This is a genomic window from Thalassospiraceae bacterium LMO-JJ14 (assembly GCA_021555105.2).
GTDB lineage: Bacteria > Pseudomonadota > Alphaproteobacteria > Rhodospirillales > Casp-alpha2 > UBA4479.
Map to the genome: position 1 here is coordinate 2,031,387 of CP134604.1, position 22,610 is coordinate 2,053,996.

At 55.1% G+C, this 22,610-nt stretch carries 12 protein-coding genes; 5 read left to right on the forward strand and 7 right to left on the reverse strand.

The annotated features are described in order from the left end of the window. Nucleotides 1–7: 7 nt before the first annotated feature. Both speE and speD read right to left on the reverse strand, forming a co-directional pair. Nucleotides 8–877 carry a polyamine aminopropyltransferase gene (speE, locus tag L2D14_09660; protein WNJ98147.1) on the reverse strand — a complete coding sequence of 290 codons (870 nt, stop codon included), beginning with the start codon at nucleotides 875–877 and terminating at the stop codon, nucleotides 8–10. After that, nucleotides 867–1,283 (reverse strand): adenosylmethionine decarboxylase, encoded by a 417-nt coding sequence (speD, locus tag L2D14_09665; protein WNK01672.1) that lies wholly within the window; start codon nucleotides 1,281–1,283, stop codon nucleotides 867–869. The genes speE and speD overlap by 11 nt, the downstream gene beginning before the upstream one ends. Nucleotides 1,284–1,600: 317 nt before the next feature. Between speD and L2D14_09670 the strand changes: the two genes are divergently transcribed. The 3 genes from L2D14_09670 (at nucleotide 1,601) to argS (ending at nucleotide 4,658) form a co-directional block, all read left to right on the forward strand. Continuing rightward, nucleotides 1,601–1,972, forward strand: coding sequence for an S-adenosylmethionine decarboxylase (locus tag L2D14_09670; protein WNJ98148.1), 372 nt, complete (start codon nucleotides 1,601–1,603; stop codon nucleotides 1,970–1,972). 74 nt (nucleotides 1,973–2,046) lie between these two features. Further along, complete coding sequence (locus L2D14_09675) at nucleotides 2,047–2,892, forward strand: ion transporter (protein ID WNJ98149.1); 846 nt, start codon at nucleotides 2,047–2,049, stop codon at nucleotides 2,890–2,892. Then, the gene (gene argS, locus L2D14_09680) at nucleotides 2,892–4,658 is read left to right on the forward strand and encodes an arginine--tRNA ligase (GenBank protein ID WNJ98150.1); all 1,767 of its coding nucleotides are present in this window, start codon (nucleotides 2,892–2,894) and stop codon (nucleotides 4,656–4,658) included. Before L2D14_09675 ends, argS begins: the two co-directional genes overlap by 1 nt. Nucleotides 4,659–4,664: 6 nt before the next feature. On the opposite strand, the gene L2D14_09685 is transcribed toward argS, so the two are convergent. Beyond that, nucleotides 4,665–6,398, reverse strand: a complete 1,734-nt coding sequence (locus tag L2D14_09685) for an EAL domain-containing protein (protein ID WNJ98151.1) — start codon at nucleotides 6,396–6,398, stop codon at nucleotides 4,665–4,667. Nucleotides 6,399–6,651: 253 nt separating this feature from the next. Between L2D14_09685 and L2D14_09690 the strand changes: the two genes are divergently transcribed. After that, entirely contained in the window at nucleotides 6,652–7,260 is a 609-nt protein-coding gene (locus L2D14_09690; GenBank protein WNJ98152.1) for a DNA-3-methyladenine glycosylase 2 family protein, read from the forward strand. A 10-nt stretch (nucleotides 7,261–7,270) separates the two neighbouring features. Here L2D14_09690 and L2D14_09695 read toward each other — a convergent pair whose 3' ends face one another. The 4 genes from L2D14_09695 to L2D14_09710 form a co-directional block, all read right to left on the reverse strand. After that, nucleotides 7,271–8,017 (reverse strand): dienelactone hydrolase family protein, encoded by a 747-nt coding sequence (locus L2D14_09695; protein ID WNJ98153.1) that lies wholly within the window; start codon nucleotides 8,015–8,017, stop codon nucleotides 7,271–7,273. 111 nt (nucleotides 8,018–8,128) lie between these two features. After that, nucleotides 8,129–9,529, reverse strand: a complete 1,401-nt coding sequence (locus L2D14_09700) for an HlyD family type I secretion periplasmic adaptor subunit (GenBank protein ID WNJ98154.1) — start codon at nucleotides 9,527–9,529, stop codon at nucleotides 8,129–8,131. A gap of 12 nt (nucleotides 9,530–9,541) precedes the next feature. Continuing rightward, nucleotides 9,542–11,668: a peptidase domain-containing ABC transporter gene (locus tag L2D14_09705; protein WNJ98155.1), complete on the reverse strand. Its 2,127-nt coding sequence runs from the start codon at nucleotides 11,666–11,668 to the stop codon at nucleotides 9,542–9,544. After that, the gene (locus L2D14_09710) at nucleotides 11,665–13,914 is read right to left on the reverse strand and encodes an ABC transporter transmembrane domain-containing protein (GenBank protein WNJ98156.1); all 2,250 of its coding nucleotides are present in this window, start codon (nucleotides 13,912–13,914) and stop codon (nucleotides 11,665–11,667) included. Before L2D14_09710 ends, L2D14_09705 begins: the two co-directional genes overlap by 4 nt. 360 nt (nucleotides 13,915–14,274) lie before the next feature. On the opposite strand from L2D14_09710, the gene L2D14_09715 reads away from it, so the two are divergent. Further along, complete coding sequence (locus L2D14_09715) at nucleotides 14,275–22,596, forward strand: Ig-like domain-containing protein (protein ID WNJ98157.1); 8,322 nt, start codon at nucleotides 14,275–14,277, stop codon at nucleotides 22,594–22,596. Nucleotides 22,597–22,610: the final 14 nt, after the last annotated feature.

A 22,610-nucleotide genomic window follows, 5' to 3' on the forward strand; every position in this document is an offset into this window, starting at 1 on the left:
TGGCAGCTTAATCGATAATTTCTGAAACGTAGACAGGCAGAGCAAATGCCCCCTTGTGAACGGCGGGGGTATAATAGCGTGTCGTGATGCCGGCTTTGGCAAATCTCTCTACAAGTACCGCCAACTCGACTTGTCGAAGTTCGGCATTATCACTGGCCCAGCCGAAGGCCATGGGCCCCCCGACATAGGTCGGTATGGTTGCCATGTAGCATGAGGCATCGTTGAAAAGATGCCGAAGATGCGTGACCGTGTGCTTTAATTCGTCGGGCTGCATGAAAGGCACACCGTTCTGCGTGACCAGAACGCCACCCGGTGTCAGGCACTTTTTCGCGTTCGCATAGAACGTATCCTGGAACAGGACCTCACCAGGACCGATGGGATCCGTGCTGTCGACGATGATCACATCGAAGGTATCATCGGTATCCTTCACATAGGCAGCGCCGTCAGCGAACACGAGGTTGGTTCGCGGGTCGTCAAAAGCGCCCCTGGCGTGGTTCGGCAGGTGAAGTTTGGACAATTCGACCACACCGGGGTCGATTTCAACCATTGTGCAATGCTTGACCGAGGCATGGCGCAGGACTTCGCGCAGCATGCCGCCGTCGCCGCCGCCAATGATCAAAATACGCGTGGCAGCGCCATGAGCAATGATCGGCACGTGTGCCAGCATTTCGTGATAAATGAACTCGTCGGCTTCGGTCGTCTGGGTGACGCCGTCCAGCATCATCATGCGACCAAAGGTCGGATTGCGGAAAATCACCAGCCGCTGGTGATCCGTCGCGCTGTCAAAATAGACTTCGGTGCTTTTATATTCTGTTTGCCAGCCGGTATAGAGCGTTTCCCTGAATGTTTTCTCGGTCATCTCTCTATTACGCGCCACGGCCCCGCATATGCTCCTCGACCGCAATCCTCTCGGGCGAGAATGCTTCGCGAAGGATCTCGATCGTGGCATGCGGGTTGGTTTCGCCGCACATGAACACATCCAGCGCCGCATAGCCGCATTCCGGCCATGTATGGATGGATATGTGGGACTCGGCCAGCACTGCAACGCCGGAAATGCCGCCATTCGGCGTGAAGTGGTGCAGATGGATGTGCAAAAGCGTGGCACCGGCGGCATCGACCGCCTTACGCAGCGCGGTTTCAACATGTTCCAGTTCATCCAGACGGTCGGCGCCATAGACGTCGATGATCAGGTGCGTGCCAGCGTAGCGGACGCCATCACGGATGATGAAGTAATCCTTATCTTCGTTTCCTTCGGAAACGGAAGTCGGGGTTACGGGTTCCACGTCAAGAACTTGAAGCTGGGTCTTAGACAATTCAGTGACCTTTCCCACCACAACCCGGTTGATCCTTTCAACCGGCTGTAACAAATTCGAAACCAAGACGCGGGTTTTAATCCCTAGTAAACCTCGGATGCAAGAGGAATCTTGTGACATTCACAGTAGGTCAACGCCGAGTAAAACGGTCTGAAATGATTACACAAATTGCGGTTTTTTTTATTATTGATCGCAAATACAAAAAGGCGTAGAAAACGCGCCATCATTCGTGGGACTGGTCCTGCTTTTTTGTAACCCGAATTTGCGGAGTTAAGGCTATGTGGGGTATGCATCTCACCGTTGACGTCGCCAACTGCAATGAAAACCGTTCCGACGCTGAAGCCATCGCGCGCTTCGCTAAGGATATGGTTGAGCGGATCAACATGAAGGCCTTTGGCGAGCCGTGGATCGTCCATTTTGCCAAGGAAAACCCGCAAGCGGCCGGTTACACGCTGACGCAGTTGATTGAAACCTCGAACATCACCGCGCATTTCTGCGATTATACCGGCGAGTGCTATTTCGATGTCTTCTCATGCATGGAATTCGATGTCGACGAAGCCCTTGAAGTCATTGCCGAACATTTCGGCTCACGGGACTGGGTTTATAACTGTATCGTCCGTCAGGCACCTGAAGCCAAGCAGATCGCGGCAGCCGAGTAATTCCTGATTGCCCGCCCGACAGGCGCCTGCAGTCGCGTTGACAGCAGGCGCGGGGCGGATTACGAACCACAACCATGAACGATAGTGCACCCGAACAGAACGGCATGCGCGGCAAGCTTCTATTGCTTGTCGACGGACAGCTTTTCAACAACGTCATTATCGGGATTATCGTTTTCAACTCGATTGTCATCGGCCTACAGACATCGGATAGGGTCGTCCACTCGGTTGGGCCGTTACTGGATATACTGGACACTATCTTTCTGACGATCTTCGTTGTCGAGTTGATGATGCGGATCGTTTCGTACGGTGCCGGTTTCGTAAAGCGACCATGGAGCGTTTTCGATTTTATCGTTGTCGGTGTTGCGTTGACCCCGGGGGCGGAGGCGTTTTCCGTCGTTCGTGCCCTGCGTATCCTGCGTGCACTCCGTCTGATCTCCCAGGTGCCGACGATGCGTGTCGTTGTCGAAGCGCTGCTGCGCTCGCTGCCGGGACTGGGATCGACGGCCATCCTGCTGCTTTTGATCTTTTATGTCGGTGGCGTTATGACGACAGTTCTGTTCAAGGCGGCGTTTCCGGAGTTCTTCGGCGATCTTGGGGCTTCGATTTACAGCTTGTTCCAGATCATGACGCTTGAGAGCTGGTCGATGGGAATTGTCCGCCCCGTTATGGAAGTTTATCCCTACTCATGGCTGTTCTTCGTGCCTTTTGTCATCATAACGTCAATTCTGGTCCTCAATCTGGTCGTTGCGATCGTTGTCGACAGCATGCAGTCGGCCAAGGAAATGATGGCAGAAGAGGGGCGCGCCGAGCGTGAAGCCGCGGGCGAGCCCGCAGAAGCAACATTGGAAAGTATTCAAATGGAAATGCGCGCCTTGCGTGATGAAGTCCGTGCTCTCAGGGTAGAGCAGGGTGAAAGCTGATGAATTTGTTTAGGGCGTTCCAAGCTGACATTGGCAAGATTATTGAAAAACTCGTCAAGGACGGGGCTCTTCCGGAAGGCATGGATACTTCGAAAATCACAGTCGAGCCGCCACGCGACCCGTCGCACGGTGATATTTCCACGAATGCCGCCATGGTTCTTGCCAAGCCTGCCGCCATGAAACCCCGGGATATTGCCGGGCTGATTGCCCCCGGGATTGAGTCGCTTGAAGCGGTTGATAGGGTGGATGTTGCCGGTCCGGGGTTTATAAATGCGACCCTGACGGATGCGTTCTGGCATAAGCGGCTGTTGGATGTTCTCAAATCCGGAACCGATTACGGGAATTCCGATATCGGTGACGGGCAGAGAATTAACGTTGAATATGTCTCTGCCAATCCGACAGGTCCGCTACATGTTGCGCACGCACGCGGTGCCGTTGTCGGTGACGCGCTGGTTAATTTGCTACGCAAGGCCGGCTTCGATGTCACATCGGAATACTACATTAATGATGCAGGTAATCAGGTCGACCAATTAGCCCGTTCCGCGCACCTTCGTTACCGCGAGGCGCTGGGGGAAAATATCGGCGAAATCCCGGATGGTCTTTATCCTGGTGAATACATGATCGAAATCGGCAAAGAGCTTGCCGATACACTGGGTAATAGCCTTATCGATGCACCTGAGGATGAATGGATCGATACCTTCCGCAACGTTGCTATCGAAAGATTGATGGACCAGATCAAGGATGATCTGTCGGCGCTTGGAATTTCGCAGGATGTATATACTTCCGAACGCGATCTTGTGGCTGCAGGAAAGGTCGAACACGTTCAGGAGCTTCTGGAAGCGCGCGGTCTGATTTACCGTGGGGTTCTGGAGCCGCCGAAAGGAAAAGCCGCCCCTGAAGACTGGGAACCACGCGAACAGACTCTGTTCAAGGCCACCGAGTTCGGTGACGATATCGATCGTCCGCTCAAAAAATCAGACGGTTCGTGGACGTATTTTTCTAATGACATCGCCAATCACCTCGACAAGTTCGACCGCGGCTTCAGAACCATGATCGATGTCTGGGGGGCGGATCACGGCGGCTATGTGAAGCGTATGCAGGCAGCGGTCAGGGCTGTGACCGGGGGCGAGGGGGAGCTGGAAGTTAAGCTGTGCCAGATTGTCCATCTTAAAAAGGGCGGTGAGCCGTTCCGGATGTCAAAACGCGCTGGCAATTTCGTGACGTTACGCGACTTGATCGATGAACTTGGAGAGAACGGCAAGGATGTCGTTCGCTTTATCATGCTGACTCGCAAGAACGACAGTCAGATGGATTTCGATCTGGACAAGGCCCTGGAGCAATCTCGCGATAATCCGGTGTTTTATGTGCAGTATGCTCATGCACGCTGCCACTCAGTGCTCCGCAATGCCGCCGAGGTGGTGGACAGCGCCGGTTTGGCACCGAAAAAGCTCGCTAAGGCCGATCTGGGCCAGCTTGGCGACCCGTCCGAGATAGAGATAATCCGCATGTTGGCCAATTGGCCGAAGACGGTAGAAGCAGCGGCGGAAGCACAAGAACCTCACCGGATAGCATTCTATCTAAACGATCTGGCTGCCCTGTTTCATGGTCTGTGGAATAAGGGTAAGGATAACGCTCGCTTGCGTTTCATAGATGACAACGATATCGAGGCAACGCGCGCACGACTGGCGCTGGTCGTTGGTGTCGCGACTGTTATTGCTTCCGGGTTGCAGGTTATCGGTGTCACACCGCTCGAAGAGTTGCGCTGAGAATTCTCAGATCTTTCCGCTGTTAAGGCGATCCATAAGCGATTGCCCGCCTTCGTAAAACTCAGCCGGCTGACTATCGGGCTTCGGTAGTTCAAGCTGAATGCCGGGAAAGGCTTCTTCGGTCGGCATAGGTTTGCCGAAGTGCCATCCCTGCCCGAGTTCAATGCCGCACTGGCCAAGGAAATCTGCGAGTGCCTTGTCTTCGACCATCTCAGCTATGGTTTCTACTTCAATTTCACGGCATAGCGTTGCCATGGATGCTAGGAAGGCTTTACCTTTCTTCGTGGCAACAGCACGTTTAACGACGGGACCGTCGAATTTGACGGTATCGACGTCAAAGCTGTTCAGGTAATCGAAGCTGGCTGCACCAGCGCCGAAATCATCCAGTGCGACCTTGAAGCCCATGCGACGGAACCGCTGAATAGCTTCATTAACGCCCTGAAGATCTTTAATCTCGGCCGATTCAGTGATCTCCAGGCTGATGTGTTCTTCAATACCGTAACGTTCAGTCAGCAGTTTTTTGAGTTCTTCACAGAAATGAGGGTCGCTGATCGAATGCCCTGATACGTTGATGGCAATCGGGGTGAATGGACCTACAAGTTGTGCAGCTTCAACAGTCAATAAAGCGCGTTTGGCAACGGCCAGATCAAAATCCGGAATGACGCCAATTTCTTCCGCCAGGGTGATCAGCTTAAAAGGCGATTCACCGGCATCGTCACGAAACCGGGTTAAGGCTTCGAAGTGGTGGAAATGACCGTCCTTGAGGGATGCAACCGGCATATAGACAAGATCAAAGCTGCCGTCGGCGCAAATTTTCTTGAAGCGTTCGATATCCTTGACGTTTTCGGCCATTCTCTTTTCAAGAATTTCGTTGAGATCGCCTTCCGGCATTTCCCCGTCATGTTGGGTGAATTCCTGCAACGAATAGAGCATTGCTTTTGCAAGCTGTTTGTCATCCATGCCACCGGCTTTAGCGTCGATGGTGGCAACCTTGGGAATCAGGGATTTTGCGTTTGGCGCGACAATGCTCATCGCATTGGAGATTTTCTCACTCAGGCCGAGGGCATCGACGTCTTCGCCATGAACGATAGAGAAGTTTTCACCGTCAATTCGACCCGCTGTATCGCCGCCAAGGGATTCTTTGCTGAGGGTTTGGCCAATGGCCTTCAGGACTTCGGCTTCCTCGGCACTACCGACAACAATGCCAGCTTCGGCAAGGTCGCCGATGTTGATCATACTGACCTTGGGTTTGCCGCCAGCCGCTTCATAGGAGCGAACCCTCTGCGTTGCGGCATCGACGAAGGCCTCGTTACTCAGAACACCTGACTCAGTATCCCGGTCTTCGGGGCTCCGGCCGATCGGGATCGTCTGTTTTGGTGCGATCTTAATGGCGAGGAAATAATCGTTGTCGAAATCAGGAACACGATAGCCGGAGATCGCTATTTCCGCGTTTCCGCTGGTCTTCGTAATGGCGCGGACGATCAGGTCGTCAACCCGTGCATCACGGCTACTAACCTTGAAGATATCGCTCACAATTGAGCGGTCTTCCGGGTGAATAATATCCAGAAAATCAATGCCAACCAGTTCCGCATCGCTTTTTCCGAAAAAGGCATGTGCGGGGCCGGTGCAAAATTTCACCTTTAGGTCCTGAGAGACTTGAAAGAGTATATCTGCACGGCAAAAAGCAAGCGCAGCAAAGCGCCCAAGATTTATTATGTGTGCGGATTTTTGCTTATCCAAGGTGCTTATCATTTCCTGATTTCGATAAGGTCATATGCAATAATTCTAATATGCCTATAAAGGTTATACGACCAGCGATAGGTAAAGTTAAGAAACGTTTTGAATCAATTTGTGTCAACGAAACTTCATGAATTTAAGGGTTAAAAGGATGTCAAATCAGGTTGAAGGATGAACCTTTATTTTCAGTTTTAAAATAGTGCTTCTTTAGTTTCGGGTTGATAGTGTTCCCGATATGAGAGGATTCTGCAATGGATTGAAGCATATCCGCGAAACGTGTCCGCATATGCGTGGTGCGGTTGAACTGTATGGTAGCCCGAGATCGAGAAAAAGAGAGCCGGGATTTGCGACGCTGGTCCGGATTATTATCGATCAGCAGGTATCGGTTCAGGCTGGGGCGGCAATCTGGAACAGGCTGGAAACGGCTTGTGGGTCGGTTACTCATGATACGGTGCTTTCCCTTGGCGAGCAGGGGCTCCGCTATTGCGGTCTGAGCGGTGCAAAGGCGAGGTACGTCAGTGGTATTGCACAGGCAATCGGTCAGGGTGATTTGGATTTGAACCGCCTTCATCGCTGCCGCCAAGACACAATATTCAATGAACTGACGAAGCTTAAGGGGATAGGCCGTTGGACAGCGGAAATTTACCTGATGTTCGCGCTGGGCAAACCGGATATCATGCCCGTTGGGGATATTGCCCTGCAAGCTGCGGCTGGAAGGTTGCTGGGCATGAACGAACGCCCAGGCCCAGCCGAGTTGGAAGATATTGGTGAGCGCTGGCGACCTTACCGAAGCGTTGCGGCAGTCATGCTGTGGCATTTTTACAAGAAAATGCCGGCGGTAGGTTATCACCAGTCGCGCACCTGATTTCGCTCTCTTACAGATTGTCCTTCAGAAAATCCGTGAAAGTTGCCCAGGATTTTTCATCCGCAACCTTTCGGTAACGGTTTGATTCAAAAACTGTAAAGGCGTGTGGTGCGCCGGAATACACCTCGATTTCATATGTCACACCTGCCGCTTCGAGGCGTTTTGACAGGTCAGCGACATCATCCATGGTGATCGATGTATCAGCACCGCCATGCGCAATGAAAAGTGGGGGCGTGTCGCCGCTGTAATCCTGGCCTTCGGGCGTAGACAGGCCGCCATGGAAGGTTGCATAGCCGGCTATATCCTTGGCCTTGCCGGACCGGGCAAGTTCCAGCGTTGCCGCGCCGCCGAAGCAATATCCCATAACGATGGCCTTGCCTCCGTTCAGTTTGCGTGCCTCAGCAAGTCCGGCCAGGATCAGGGACCGCATCTTTTCGCGATCTTTATACAGCCTACCCGTCTCGGCTTTTTTGGCACCTGTTTCTGTTGGACGGTTGCCTTTACCGTAAAGATCGAGGGCAAAGGCGTCATAGCCCAATTTGGAAAGCATGTCGGCGCGCTTGTATTCGTAATCCGTCAAGCCGTCCCAATCGTGAATGACAAGCACAAGTCCCTTTGAAGCCCCCATGGCCGGCGCTTTATAGCCTTCAAGAGCCATATCGCCTGCACTATAGGTGACCTTTTCGCCGGCTATTGCAGTCGTGGAAATAACTGCTGACATGCCGAGTGCGAAAAAAGAAGAAAGAAGTCCACGCATCGTCGTTTCCTCCGTTGGAAAAAGAATACGATGTATACGTAGGATCGGATTCCATTTTTTTAAGCGGAATTTAAAACAGCCCGGGAAATTAAATGAATAAGGTGCCTGCGATCAGCGTTCGCGGAAGCTTTCTGACAAGGCTTTTACTACCGGTTTCAGGAGGAATTCGAGCAGCGTTTTTTTGCCTGTCTTGATGTCTGCGATAACTTCCATGCCTGGCAGCACCCGGTTCCGTTCCGGATCGTCGCCGACATAGTTTTTTGCCAGCTTGATCCGCGCCCGGTAGAAGGTACTTCCTTCTTCATCCTGAACCGTTGTTGCAGAGAAACCCTGAATGATGCCGTCGATGCCGCCGTATCGCGTGTAATCAAAGGCAGTGACTTTGACCGTCGCTTCCTGGCCAACGTAAATAAAGCCGATGTCCTGCGTGGAGATGCGCGCTTCGACAAAAAGTGCCGCGTCGTTCGGGATGACCTCAAGAACAGTGGAGCCGGGGGCAATCACACCGCCGACTGTTTCAGTTTGCAGTTCCTGGGCAATGCCGGTCACGGGTGAGCGTATATCCAGGCGCTGAATTTGATCGGATTTGAGTTCTATGGTTTCCTTGAGTTCCGCAATTTCACCCAGCACCTGAGCATATTGCTCACGCGTGTCCATGCGCGAGCGGGATTCCATTTCCTCAAGGCGACTTTCGGCCTCATCGATTGCGTTTTGTGCTGTTTTCTGTTTGCCGACCAGTTCTGCCAGCGCACCTTCGGCCCGAGCCAGTTCACGCTGATCGTTCAACAAGATGACCTTGGAAATCAGTCCCTTTTCCTCAAGGGTTTTCCGCATGCCGACCTGTTGCTTGAGGATCTGAATCTGCCGTTTGTTGCCAGCAACCTGATCTCTCAGGAGTTCAAGTTCATTGCGTCTCTGACTCAGTTGATCTCGCAGGACTTCGGCTTGCGCTTCAAGTGCTTCGCGCTTCGCGGCCAGGACTTCGACCTGGGTTTTGGCAAGCGTACGGTAACGTGGTGCGACTTTGCTGAGATCGAATTCCTCGCCGCTGATGACAGCCGCCAGCTGCTGTGCGCGGAGTTCCAGATTCGACAGACGTGTGACCAACTGATCGCGTTCCGGGACGATGCCGGCATCGTCAAGCCTGATCATGACCTGGCCTTGCTTGACCAGATCGCCTTCGCCGACAAAGATTTCTTTAACGATCCCGCCTTCGAGATGCTGTATGCGTTTGACGGAACCGATTGGCGAGACCTCGCCGGATGACACAACGACTTCGGTAATTTCGGTGATTGCCGCCCAGGCGATGAAAAGACAAACCATGACGCAAACGAAAAACCCGGCGAGGCGGATAAGATGACTCGGGCCACGTTCTTCCAGCATCAGCGATTGCGCCAGTGCGCCGCGCCCGACGAGGAAGCCTTCATCGGCGATCATCGGTGCGCCGGGTATCGGTGGCGGCGGACCCTTCGGTGCCGGGGCCTGGGCTTTCCTTGGCGTGTGCGTGTCCATCTTCAGTATCCCTTATTGAGCAGCATCGGCCGCTTTCGCCATTTCTTCCGGAGTGCCATCGAATGAGATGGAACCTCTGTTCATAACGATGACGCGATCGGCTTCACGGATGTATGACGGCCTGTGCGCAATGATGATTACGGTGCGATTACCGCGGTATTCGCGGATCAGATCGATAATGCAGTGATCGGATTCCATATCCAGCGCATTTTCAGGTTCGTCCAGCAAAACGATCGGGGCATCGTTCAAAAGTGTGCGGGCAATCGCCAGACCCTTGCGGAACCCGGCGGACATTTGCTTGATCGAGTGCTCAGTGAAATAGGTTTCCAGGCCGTCCGGCAACTCCTGCACATCGTCATAAACCCCGGCTTTTTCCAGCGCCCGGTTCAATTCGCTCTCGCTTGCAATGGGATTGGAAAGGCGCAGGTTCTGGGCAATCGTCCCGGAAAAGAGATCGGTTTGTTGCGGCAGGTAGGCGATGGACTGACGTAAATCGATGGTGTTGATCTGACGTGAATCCACGCCGTCGATAAACACAGCACCGGCTTGTGGCTGGTATAAATCTGCAATCAGCTTGAGGATTGAGGATTTCCCGGAGCCGTTTGATCCGGCAATGGCGACAACCTCTCCAGGCTTGATGTCGAAACTGACCCCCGCCAAGGCCGGGTCGTGGTTCGGTTGGTAGCGAATGACAACGTTCGAGAAAGTGATCCGGCCCTTGAAGCGGCTCCCTTCGGTCACGGTGTGCGATGTCGACGTCACGCGGCTTTCCGTCGGTTGCGCCATAAGCTGATCGACCCGCATCATGCCGTTTTTGACTTCCTCAAGCTTGGTCATGGCGACGAAAATCATTTGCATCGGCGACAGGATACGCCAGACGAACGCCATGCTGGCAATCAGACCGCCGACGGTCATGCCGCCGTTGGCAGCCGCGATGGTGCCAATGGTCAGCGTGCCAGCGCCGGCAAGGATCATCATGAGCTGACCGAAGGTCTGCACCATGTTCGAAACGCGTGCGTTCTTGAGCGAGGACAGGGCGAGGCGGGTAGAACGTTCACGATAACGGTTCATCCACAAGTCTTCGGCGGCCTCTGCCTTGATCGAATGGGTGTTTTGCAGCAGTTCCACCAGAATGCCCTGCGCATCGGCGCTGCCTTCGATGTTCAGTTTCACGGCGGCTCGGGCATAACGGATGATTATGGCGCCGAGAATGCCGAAAATGATCATAAAACCGATCGGTACCAGGGCAATCCATCCACCAATGAAGGCGATGGCGATAATGAATATGAAGACGAATGGCATTTCCATGAACGCCATGGCCAGCGGACCGGAAAAGAAACCCCGAATACCCTCGAACTCGCGCAATCTCGCGATTTGCATGCCGACGGTGGCGCGTTCCAGCCGTGCCAGCGGCATATCGAGGATTTTGTCGACAGTTGACGAACCGACGATCATTTCAAATCGACCGCCGAGATGCGCCAAAAGCGCACCACGTATCAGTCTCAGGAATATATCGCAAAGCAGGGCAAGCCCGATGCCGACACCCAGAAAAACAAGTGTCTGCTTGTCACCCGTGGCGATGACTTTGTCATAGACAGCCATGACGAACATCGGTGTTGCCAATGCCAGCATATTCAAGAGGAATGTCAGTAACAAAAGCTGACCTACATACCCTTCGAAACGGCGGGCTACGGTTTTCAGCCAGCTTCCATCCTGAATGCGAATGGAACTGCTACGCTGGTTCTTGGCAAAGAAATAGGCTGTGCCTTTTGGCGAAAGACCGCGAGGATTTCGAATGCTTTTACGCGATGTGCCGTCGAAAATGACGACATCCCCATTACCGGCCAGTGTGATGACCTGAACGGCACCATTATTGGCTTCAAACAGGCAGGGCAGTAATCTTTTATCGATGCGTGAACGTCGGACTCGATGCCGCGTTGATGTATAGCTCATGTTGGCCATGGTGTTTCTGATGGCCTGAACGGACATTTCGTCCCAGTTGCCGGTTAATGACTCGGCAAGCTGACGTGGTGTGCCGACCCACGCCATCGCATCCAACAACGGAGCAAGGCATGCCGCCGCCGGTGTGAGTTTATTGTTGCCCGCGAGTCGGGCGATTAGAAATCCTGCACCACTCATTTCGCACCTCCGGTTGCCGGATGGAAGGTGGCCGTCCGTCGTGGTTTGGGTGGCTGCGGTTTAATGGGGGCGTCGTTAGGTGTTTTTGTTGCGCTTGAAGCTCTTGGAGCGGCGCGAAACGTTGCAGCCGCTGTCGGCGCAGGTTTCTTTGATGCTGATACGACAGGCTTTGTCTGCACCTGTGCAGAAGCGGGCTTGGTTGCATCTGGTGCGGGTTGCTTGGCCTGTGACGCAGGTGTGGGGCGTGCCTGAGGTTGTGCAACGGGATTGGCCGCAGTCTGTGTGGGACGCTTTGCCTGCGGTGTTGCTGTGGGGCGTACCTGTGGTCTTGCCTGGGGTTTGAGGGGTGGTTTGACCGGTGCTGGTGCGGGTTTAGCGACAGGTTTGGCTTTTGGCTGAGCTTCCGCCTTCGGCACAGGGCGAGCCTGAGGCTTTGCTTGAGGCTTTGCTTGGGGCTGTCTATCCGGCCTGGCCTGCGGCTTCGAAGCAGCATTCTCGCTTAGCGATTTTTCGCTAGGCGCAGGTAACGCAGGATTCGGTTTGGCGAGTTTAGGCTGCTCTTCGCTTTCCGGCAGTGGCTGCAGATCTCCATGTGACATCACGTAACGTTTGTCGGACATCCGTAACCAGGAAGGCCTTGAAGTTACGAGGATAACAGTGGTCCTGCCACGTAAGGAATTGATGTACTCCATCAGCGTTTTGTCGCTGTTGGAATCGAGGCCATGGTTTGCATTGTCGAACAACACGACCTTGGGGTCGTCGATCATGGCCCTGATCACGGTGATGCGTTGGATGAAGCCGGCCGGAAGTACGCCGCCGGCACCATCACCGACATGCGTTCCATAGCCTTCCGGCAAGCGTTTTATTTCATCATCAAGGCCGAGCTGACGAGCGATTTTAATGGCCTTGCCGATATACTTGCCGCCGCGAAAATACGTCATATTGTCAAGAATACTGCCGGAATAAACATCCGAGTCAGCCGTCAGAAAGGCCATTTGGCTGCGGTAACTCTGGCTTTGATGTTTCGCCAGATCCTGCTTGTCGATAAGAACGGCGCCTTCTTTCGGCCGGATTAGCCCCATCATCAGTTTAAGCAATGTGGATCGACCCGACGAGTTGTCACCGTCAATGCCGATCATTTCACCGGCGTTGACCTTGAGGTTAAGGTTGTTGATCAGCGGCTCTTCCATGCCTTCGTAGCCGAAGGTGACGTTTTGAAGCTCAAGATCCCCTTTGATCTTGGGCATTTCAGGTAAATGCGTCATGTCTTCAGCAGGCAATTCAAGCACGGATACCGCATTGTCGCAGGCGACCCGGATCGATTGGAAATTGGTCCACAGACCCATGGCGGACTGCAAAGGCTGCATGGCGCGCCCGGACAAGAGCGTGCAAGCGGCCAGTTCACCAGCGCTTAATCCACCATCGATAACGAGGATGGCGCCCATGCCGATGACGCATGCCATATTCAACTGCCCGAAGGTGCTGCCGAGACTTTGTGCGATAGAACTTTGCATCGCTACTGAGCGAACGGCGCGTGCCGACATTTCCTGTAAAGGATCAAACCGGCGTTGCAGCAGGTTCTTGAAGGCCTGAGCCTTGACCGTATGAATGCCATTGATGATTTCTATAAGGAAGTCATAGCGTCGATTATCCACCTGGCTGCGGATATCGACGGCACGCCGCAGATTGCCGCCGACGATAATCGCCATGATTCCGAAGAGCGTCAAAAGGACCAGCGGCACGGCGACCATTACTCCGCCGAGGAACCAGATCATGCCAAGAAAGAAGACCGCGAATGGCAGATCGATCAGTAATGTCCCAAGCTGACTTGAGTAGAAATCCTTCACGACGCCAATGGCATTGACCTTGTCTAGGTAGGCCCCAGGTGTGTCGTTTTCATAGATATCCTGTGGTGTGCGCAGAATGTGATCGACGGCAGAAACGCGTGCCAGATGTTCGAAACGGGCACCAGTATAGGTGGTTATGGCGGCGCGGGCGGTTTTCAGGAAGAAATCCAACAGCATGACGGCGATCAGACCAACCACCAGAAACTGCATCGTCGTCAGCCCGAGATTAGGCAAAACGCGGTCATAAACCTGCAGGATAAAGATCGGGAGACCTAAGGCGAAAATGTTGACGAAAAGGGACATGAGCACCAGCTCAGTCCTGTACCACCGGACCTGCGGAATACTCTGCTCAAGACGTTTGATTGTACGCCAAGTTCCGCGTTTGTTATCGCGGCTCATTAAATTTCCCCCGTTCGCACAAACTCGACTGCATTCAACAATCGAATTGTTAACGTCTAATAGAATCAGCGCAAATTCCGAAAGTCCACTTAAAATAAGTAACTTATTGTTACGCTTCTTGAGCCCTGTATCACAATTGCTTCAACATCAAACCAGATTCATACGAATAGAAAATCAAGCAGCAATAATTCATTGCGATCAGTGCAAATAAAAGACCTGCGGCCTGTAACATCATGTAACCAATTATCACCGCTAACGCGCGCTTAGCTATGGTAGATTTCCTCTGTCTCCAAAGTTAAGTTTTACTTTGCAAAGGTGGGACGGACCGAGAACGCGCACACTTAAGTGGGAGCTGCCAAAATGGCGGAAACGACGGGAAGAGACGGATTCGGCGAAGAGGCTGAGGCGGATCAGGCAGATGACTTTTTTAGTGGCGGGTCCGGCGATGGCGCGCAATCGCGCAGAGGCGAGTCGCTGGATGAAATACTTCGTGATAGCGCTTCCAATGATCGACGTGATGATTCTATTTCCAATATTCACACCGGTAGCAAGGAAGACCATATCAGCGTTATCGAAGATGCGCCGCCAGAGGGGGCGCCGCCGCCGTCAGCGCCGATTATCGAACCCGGTCAGTACACGCCAGGTGATCCGCCGCCGCCCATTGATCCGATTGATGTCGAACAGGAAGCTGGCGGCGATTACCAGAACGAAGAACGCGGCCTGAATTTTGATTTTCGCGAAGGGCAGTTCCGCGAGGACCGGGTCTTCGAAGATGTCAGCCGTCCAGAGGATGAAGAAGAGATTCGCCGTGAGGGCGATTCAGAGGATAACGGCACCGAAGAACTGATTGTTCCGCCGCAAAAACCCGACGAAGAACCACCGACGATCCCGAGTGAAGTAGACGACAATCCCGAAACGCCGGTTGCCCGCAATGCAGTGCTCGACGAAGACGATCTTGCTGGTGGTACTGATGGCGCTGGTCCGCGAGCGATCACGCAGCCGCTGGTCATCGATTTCGGTGACGACGGTGCGGGGACAGTTCGTTTACAGATTCCAGAGGAATTGCGAGAAATTCAGGCAGGTCCGGATGGCACGACTCTGGATGTGCAGTTGTCCGATGACGGATCGCAGGTGACGGCAGTCGATTCCGAAGGGCAGCCTGTCTTTACGGTCACCCTTAATCAGTCCGGCGGCAGCTTCAGTTATACATTCGAACTGCAAGGGTCCATCAATCACGGCGATGCCGAGCAGATCGATTTCCCTATCGGTATCGCGGTCACCGACAGTGACGGAGACCTCGCTGTCGGGCAATTCTCGGTCGGCGTGGTCGATGATGTGCCCGTTGCCCGTGACGATGAAACTTTACGGATGGAAGAGGGCGGCAATGCCGTCGGCACTGAAAATGGTGCCGATAATCTGCTGGCCAATGATGAGGTGGGCGCCGATGGCGCCTTGATTTTCCAGTTCACTTACACCGACGAGAACGGTGAAGAACAAACGGCGCGCGCCGGTGAAACTGTCGATACCGAAAACGGGACACTGACAGTCAGCGCCGACGGATCGTGGACATTCGAAGCAGATGAGCGGATCGATCATGACGGCGGCGAGGTTGTGGCCGACAGTTTTACATATTCAATTGTCGATGCAGACGGAGACACCTCATCGGCCACGCAAACGATTGAAATTACCGATGATGGCCCGAAAGTCAGCTTCCCGCCGGGACAAGACGATTCCGACGGACAAGGTGATCTTGCGACCTTGTTCGAGGACGATATTGCCGGGGGTAATGCATCCGTGACGCAGGCGCTTTCCATCGACTTCGGTGCCGATGGCGAGGGCAGTGTCGCGCTCAGCGTGCCGCAGGAACTGGAAGACATGAACCTGACGGCGGACGGCCAGCCGGTGGAGTATGCATTGTCCGATGACGGACAGTCGATCATTGCCACGGCTGATGGCGAGCCGGTGTTTACGATGTCGCTTTCTGAAGAAGGCGGCGAGTTCAGCTACACTTTTGAACTCCAGGGGAATTTGGATCACCCGGATGCCGGATCGGATGTGCTTTCAAACCTGCCGTTTGGTCTTTCGGTGACGGATGGAGATGGGTCGACAGCGACCGCAGAAATTAAGATCAACGTTGTCGACGATCAACCTGAAGCGGTCGGCGAAGCGACGCTTACAATGGAAGAAGGTAGCGGCACCATCGGTTCGGATGAAGGTGGCGCAAACCTTCTGGCCAACGACGATGTGGGCGCCGACGGCGGCGAGATCACGTCGTTCACGTACACGGACGAGGCCGGCAACGAGCAGACGGCGGATGCGGGTTCGACGGTGGACACCGAGAACGGCTCGCTGACGGTGAATGCCGACGGCTCCTGGTCGTTCACGGCCGACCCCAATACGGACCATTCCGATGGCGCGGTCACGGACGGCTTCACGTATACCATTACCGACGGCGACGGTGACACCTCCCAGGCGACACAACGCATCAACATTACTGACGACGGGCCGGAAATCCCCAAGAACCCGCCCTCTGGTAACGATGACGGACCGGATCTGGGCCGGGCCGATCTGGTGGTCGACGAAGACGACATGGGCTCTGCGACGCAGGCGATTGAAGTGGACTTCGGCTCTGACGGGTTTGGCTCTGCGAGCCTGAGCATACCGCAGGAATTGCAGGACATGAACCTGACGTCGGGCGGCGAGGCGATCAGCTACGCCGTCAGTGACGACGGTCAGACGATCACGGCATCGACGCCGGACGGCGCAGCGGTGTTCACCGTAACGCTGGACGCGAATGCGGAGACGGGAGATCTATCTTACACGGTTAATCTGCAGGGCAACGTTGATCACGCCGAGAGCGGTGCGGGCGACGATCTGATGTCGAACCTGCCGGTGACGCTGACGGTGACCGACGGTGACGGCACGGAAGCGAGCACCAATCTTGAGATCGGCATCCGGGACAATAATCCGGCAGCCACGGACGACGCGGCGGTGAGCCTCGACGAAGGAGGCGCCAACCTGAGCGTCAACGCGGAGAACGGTCTGCTCAGTAACGACGATGTGGGTGCGGACGGCGGCCAGATCACGTCGTTCACGTACATGGATGAGACCGGCAACGAACAGACGGCGGACGCCGGGTCGACGGTCGACACCGAGCACGGGACGTTGACGGTAAACGCGGATGGGTCGTGGAACTTCGAGAGCGACGCCATTGTCGATCATTCGGACGGAGCGGTCTCTGACGTCTTCACCTACACCATCACCGATGGGGATGGGGACACGGCGACGGCCAGCCAGTCGATCAATATCACTGACGAAGGTCCGAAGATCGTGCCACCGGATGGCGAGCCGGGCACGGACGGTTACTCGATTACGCTGGACGAAGGCAATCTGGGCGAAAGGACGGCGACGCTCAGCGGGCAGATACTGAATATCGACTTCGGGGCAGATGGCGAGGGTAGTGTTGCACTTTCGATCCCGCAGAAACTCGAGGACATGAACCTGACGGCGGATAGTGAGCCGGTGACGTTTACGGTAAGCGAGGACGGTCAGAGCATTACCGGCACGACGCCGGACGGCAACCCGGTGATGATGATCACGCTATACGAGGACGGCGGGAATTATTCCTACAGTGTTGAGCTTAGCGACAACCTGGATCACACCGGCGTCAACGGTGAGACGATCTCCGATATTCCCGTAACCCTGACAGTCACGGACGGCGATGGGGATACGGCTTCAACATCTTTGAACGTTAACGTCATCGATGACGCACCTGAGGCCGTTGATGACGGGACCTTTAACGTCGCTGACGGCGGGGTGGAAATCGGCACCGATAACGGTGCGGATAACCTGCTCTCGAATGACGATCTGGGCGCCGATGGGGCCGAGATCACGTCCTTCACCTATACAGACGAGAACGGTGTGACGCAGATCGCGGATGCCGGGTCGACAGTCGATACGCAACAGGGGCAGCTGACCGTGAACGCGGACGGGACCTGGTCTTTCGAGAGTGATGACCAGATCGAAAGTGCCGACGGTTCGCCGGTCATGGATAACTTCTCTTACACGATCACGGACGGTGATGGGGATACGTCAACGGCGAACGTAACTATCAATGTATCCGACGGGACGTCCGAGCCGCCTGAACTGGTCGTCGGCGATGCGGAAGGTTACGAAGACTACGCCATTACGCTGGATATCGATGCCGGCCTGTCGGATGCCGACGGTTCGGAAAGCCTTTCGATCACGATTACGGGTGTGCCGGAAGGCGCATCGTTGTCGGCCGGGACGGATAATGGTGACGGCACCTGGACGCTTGAAGAGGGTGATCTGGACAGCCTGACCGTTACGCCGCCCACGGATTCCGATGCCGACTTTGATCTTTCGGTGTCCGTGACGTCGACGGAAAGTGCGACTGGAGAGACCTCGACGGTAACGGACTCGATTTCAGTCAAGGTCGATGCCGTGGCCGACGACACAACGGTCGGCGGCAGTGCCGAAGCCGAAGGTATCGGCAGCGGCGGTCATGCAGTCACCGTCAACTTAAATGCCAGGTTCGGCGATTACGAAGACGGCTCGGAAAGCCACTTTGTGCTCGTTGAAGTTCCGGAAGGCTGGGACGCCCCAGAAGGCTCGACGATTGTGAATGGCAGCGATTTCGACAGCCTGCCGGACAAGCAGTTCATCAAGATCGAGGTCGACAATGCCGATCTTGCCGATAACGACGGCTCCGCGCAGGTTTTGGTAACCTTCCAGGTTCCGGATGACCAGGCTTCGGGGGATATCAACTTCGATGTCTATTCCGGTGCGGTAGAAACGCCGGAAGATGGTGAAATCACGCTGGATAACAATACCAGCTTCAGCGGTGCGCAGGTTACGGCAAGCTACGAGAACGGTGCGCCAACGGTGGAAGCCGGCGAGGTTCGCCTGGATGAAAACAATCTGGGTAACGGCACGACATCCGCGAGCGGTGATATCAACATTGATTTCGGTGCCGATGGCGAAGGCACTGTGACGATCGGTGTTCCGGCGGAACTGCAGTATATGCGCCTGACCTCGGGTGGCGAGGAGATCACCTTTACCGTATCCGAAGACGGCCAGTCGATCACCGGTTCGACGCCGGACGGCAGCCCGGTGATGACGATCACGCTGAACGAGGACGGTGGCGATTATTCCTATACCGTCGAGCTTCAGGCGCCGGTGGACCATGATGGCGCCATTGGCGATTTGATCAATGACATGCCGGTAACGCTGACCGTTACCGACGGTAACGGCGAGTCCACGGAAACCACCCTGAACATCGATATCGCCGATGCGGCGCCGGAAGCGGTCGATGACGGGACGTTCAATGTCACGGATGGCGGGGTGGAAATCGGCACCGGTAACGGTGCGGATAACCTGCTCTCGAATGACGATCTGGGCGCCGATGGGGCCGAGATCACGTCCTTTACCTATGCCGACGAGAACGGTGAGACGCAGACCGCGGATGCCGGTCAGACCGTTGATACGAAGCAGGGGACGCTGACCGTCAACGCCGACGGGACCTGGTCATTCGAAAGCGACGAGCAGATGGAAAGTGCTGACGGTTCGCCGGTCATGGACAGCTTCACCTACACGATCACGGACGGTGATGGGGATACGTCTTCGGCCACTGTTTCGATCAATGTGACAGATGGCACGGCGCAGGAACCGGAACTCGTCGTCGGCGATGCGGAAGGTTATGAAGACAACGCCATTCCGCTGAACATCGATGCGAGCCTGACGGACACCGACGGTTCGGAAAGCCTGTCGATCACGATTTCCGGCGTGCCGGATGGGGCGACGCTGTCGGCCGGGACGGACAACGGTGACGGCACCTGGACGCTTGAAGAGGGTGATCTGGACGGTCTGACCGTCACGCCGCCAACGGATTCCGATGTCGATTTCGATCTTTCGGTGTCTGTGACCTCGACGGAAGCATCGACCGGTGACAACAGTACCGTCGAATCGACGTTCACGGTCGAAGTCGATGCCGTTGCCGATGACGTGGGAGTGTCCGCGGAGATCAAGGCGACCATCGTGCCGGGCGAAGGTGACAGCGGCGAGCCGGAAACGGTCAAGATCGGAATCGACAACTACGATGAAGGGGATGCTGGCTTTACCGTGTCCGGCCGTACACTTGATAGTAACGGCAACCTCTCCGAAGGGTCGACTGACAATATCAGCGTTAAATCCAGCGGTTATCCGACCGGGTTCGGTGTGAAAGGCGATGCTTCCAATGGTGCCGACAGCGAAATCGGCTACGAGGACGGCGAGTCCGAGCAGGTCGTGATCGACTTCGATAGCGATGTATCCGAAGCCAACGTCACCATCGCATGGCAAAATCCGAATGAGGATTGTCGAATCACGCTGTATCGCGACGGGGAGCCTGTCGGCGAAGTTGTGATCGAGGGGGGCACCGACGGCGTCGACAGCCTTGGTACGTTCAAGGCGGACGATGGCGGATTATTCGACCAGATCGTCTTCGAGGCGACGGGTGAAAACAGCGATTTCCTGGTGCACGAAATCTCGTTCGAGGTTGCCCCGCCAGCACCGGATCCTGTCTGCGAGGTGGTGATAGACGTATCTGCCACGTTCGGGGACTACGAGGATGGATCCGAAAAGCACTTTGTCTTCGTTGAGGTGCCGGAAGGGATGACGCCGACCGACGAGAATGCCCAGACCGTCGAAGGTAACGCCGACAATGGGCTGCCGGACGGGCAAACCTTCGTCGTGGTGCAGGTTGATGCCGCCGACATTCAGGCAGGCAACGGTTCCGTGACTCTCCCGGTGTCATTCACGGGACCTGTCCCCGAGGACGGTGACAGCATCGACGCAAACGTGTTTGCAGGCGCGGTCGAGACAAACCTGGACGGCGGCGAAATCACCTTCGACAATAACATGACGTTGAAGGGCACTACGGTGTCCGCTGATACGGGCGACATCACCGTTTCATATCCGGAAATGGACATCGACGATGCATCGGGCCTCGAGGATACGGCGATCCCGTTGGACCTGAACATCAGCCTGACGGATACGGATGGTTCGGAAAGCATGTCCGTTACCATTTCCGATGTGCCGGAGGGCGCGATGCTTTCGGCCGGTAAGGATAACGGTGACGGCACCTGGACGCTGAAAGAAGGCGATCTGGAGAGCCTGACCATCACCCCGCCGCATGATTCCGATGTCGATTTCTATCTCAAGGTGGATGTTGCAGTCACAGAAAGCACCACTGGAGAAACCAAGACATTCTCCGAAGACGTCAAGGTTGAGGTTGTTGCTGATGCCGATGCGCCGACACTGGATGCAAGCCTTTCCGTCAGTGAGGATGGCGGAAATGATGGAGGTGATACAGTAGGTAAAGGGCAGCACAATAACCGCGGCCACGGAAATAACGTCGATGGTGTTGACGATGATAACCCGGGCCAGGGTGGCGGCGGACCAAATGCACACAAGGAAGGCGATAACTTCGATGAAGATGAAGGCCAGCGTGGCGGGGACGGTGGGGCAGGTTCCTGGCGCGGCGATGGCAACGGCTCCGGTAAGCATCACTCAGGCTCTGGTGTCGGCAAGGGGCATTCGCAAGCCGCTGGAGATGATCAGCACGCCGGCGGGGGCGATGATGGCTCCACGACATACGACCTGGATATCGAAAGCGCACTCAGTGATATCGACGGCTCCGAAAGTCTGACCATTACACTTGGTCCGGTACCATCAGGCGTCAGTTTCTCGGCCGGGACCGATAATGGCGATGGCACATGGTCACTTGAAAGCAGTGATTTGCAGGATCTTCAGATGACCGTCGATGCAGGTGTGAACGAGGACTTTGACCTGCCGATAGTCGCTGCTTCAACGGAAGCGGAGAACGGTGACAGTGAATCAGTCAACATGAGCCTCAATGTTGAACTGCCAGAAGATCATGGCACGCCGGTTGAGCAACATGACAATCCTGATCATGGGACAGGACACGGGACCGGGCATGGCACTGGCCATAATACGGGGCATGATACTTCTCATGGAAAGGACGGGAACACCAGCCATGGCAAGGGTGGCGATACCGAACACGACAGGGGCGAGAAAACCAGCCACGGCAAAGGCGGTGATACTGATCATGGAAGAGATCATGACAGGGGCCACGGCAAGGGTGGCGATACCGACCACGGCAGGGATGGTAAAACCAGCCACGGCAAAGGCGGTGACACGGATCATGGAAGAGATCATGACAAGGGCCACGGCAAGGCCGACGATACCAGCCATGGCGGTCAGCATGGGAACAACGGCTTCGGCAATGGCGACCAGGATGCCCCGGGGGGCTCTATCGATCACAATAATGCGGAAAATGCCGGGGGTGGCGATGGTGACCGTCTGATGGCGGCGTTGGAAAAATTTTCCAATTCCGAACCGTTAAATGATGGCGGTGGTGGCGATACATTCCGGAATGTCGGTGCCGGTCGCGGTGGGGGCGGCGATGAGGGTAACTGGTTCGACGAACAGCAGCAGGCCGCAGTTGATGACGATATCTTCGGTAAGACCGAACTAGAGCAGAAAGAAGAAGAGGACCAGAAAGCTGAAGAAGCCCAACGTGAAGAAGAAGAGGGCGGTATGCAGATCCCGGTCGAAGACAATGGCGGCGAGGCGGATTTCGAGGACCATAGTCTGGTCTGATCAGCGAATACCAG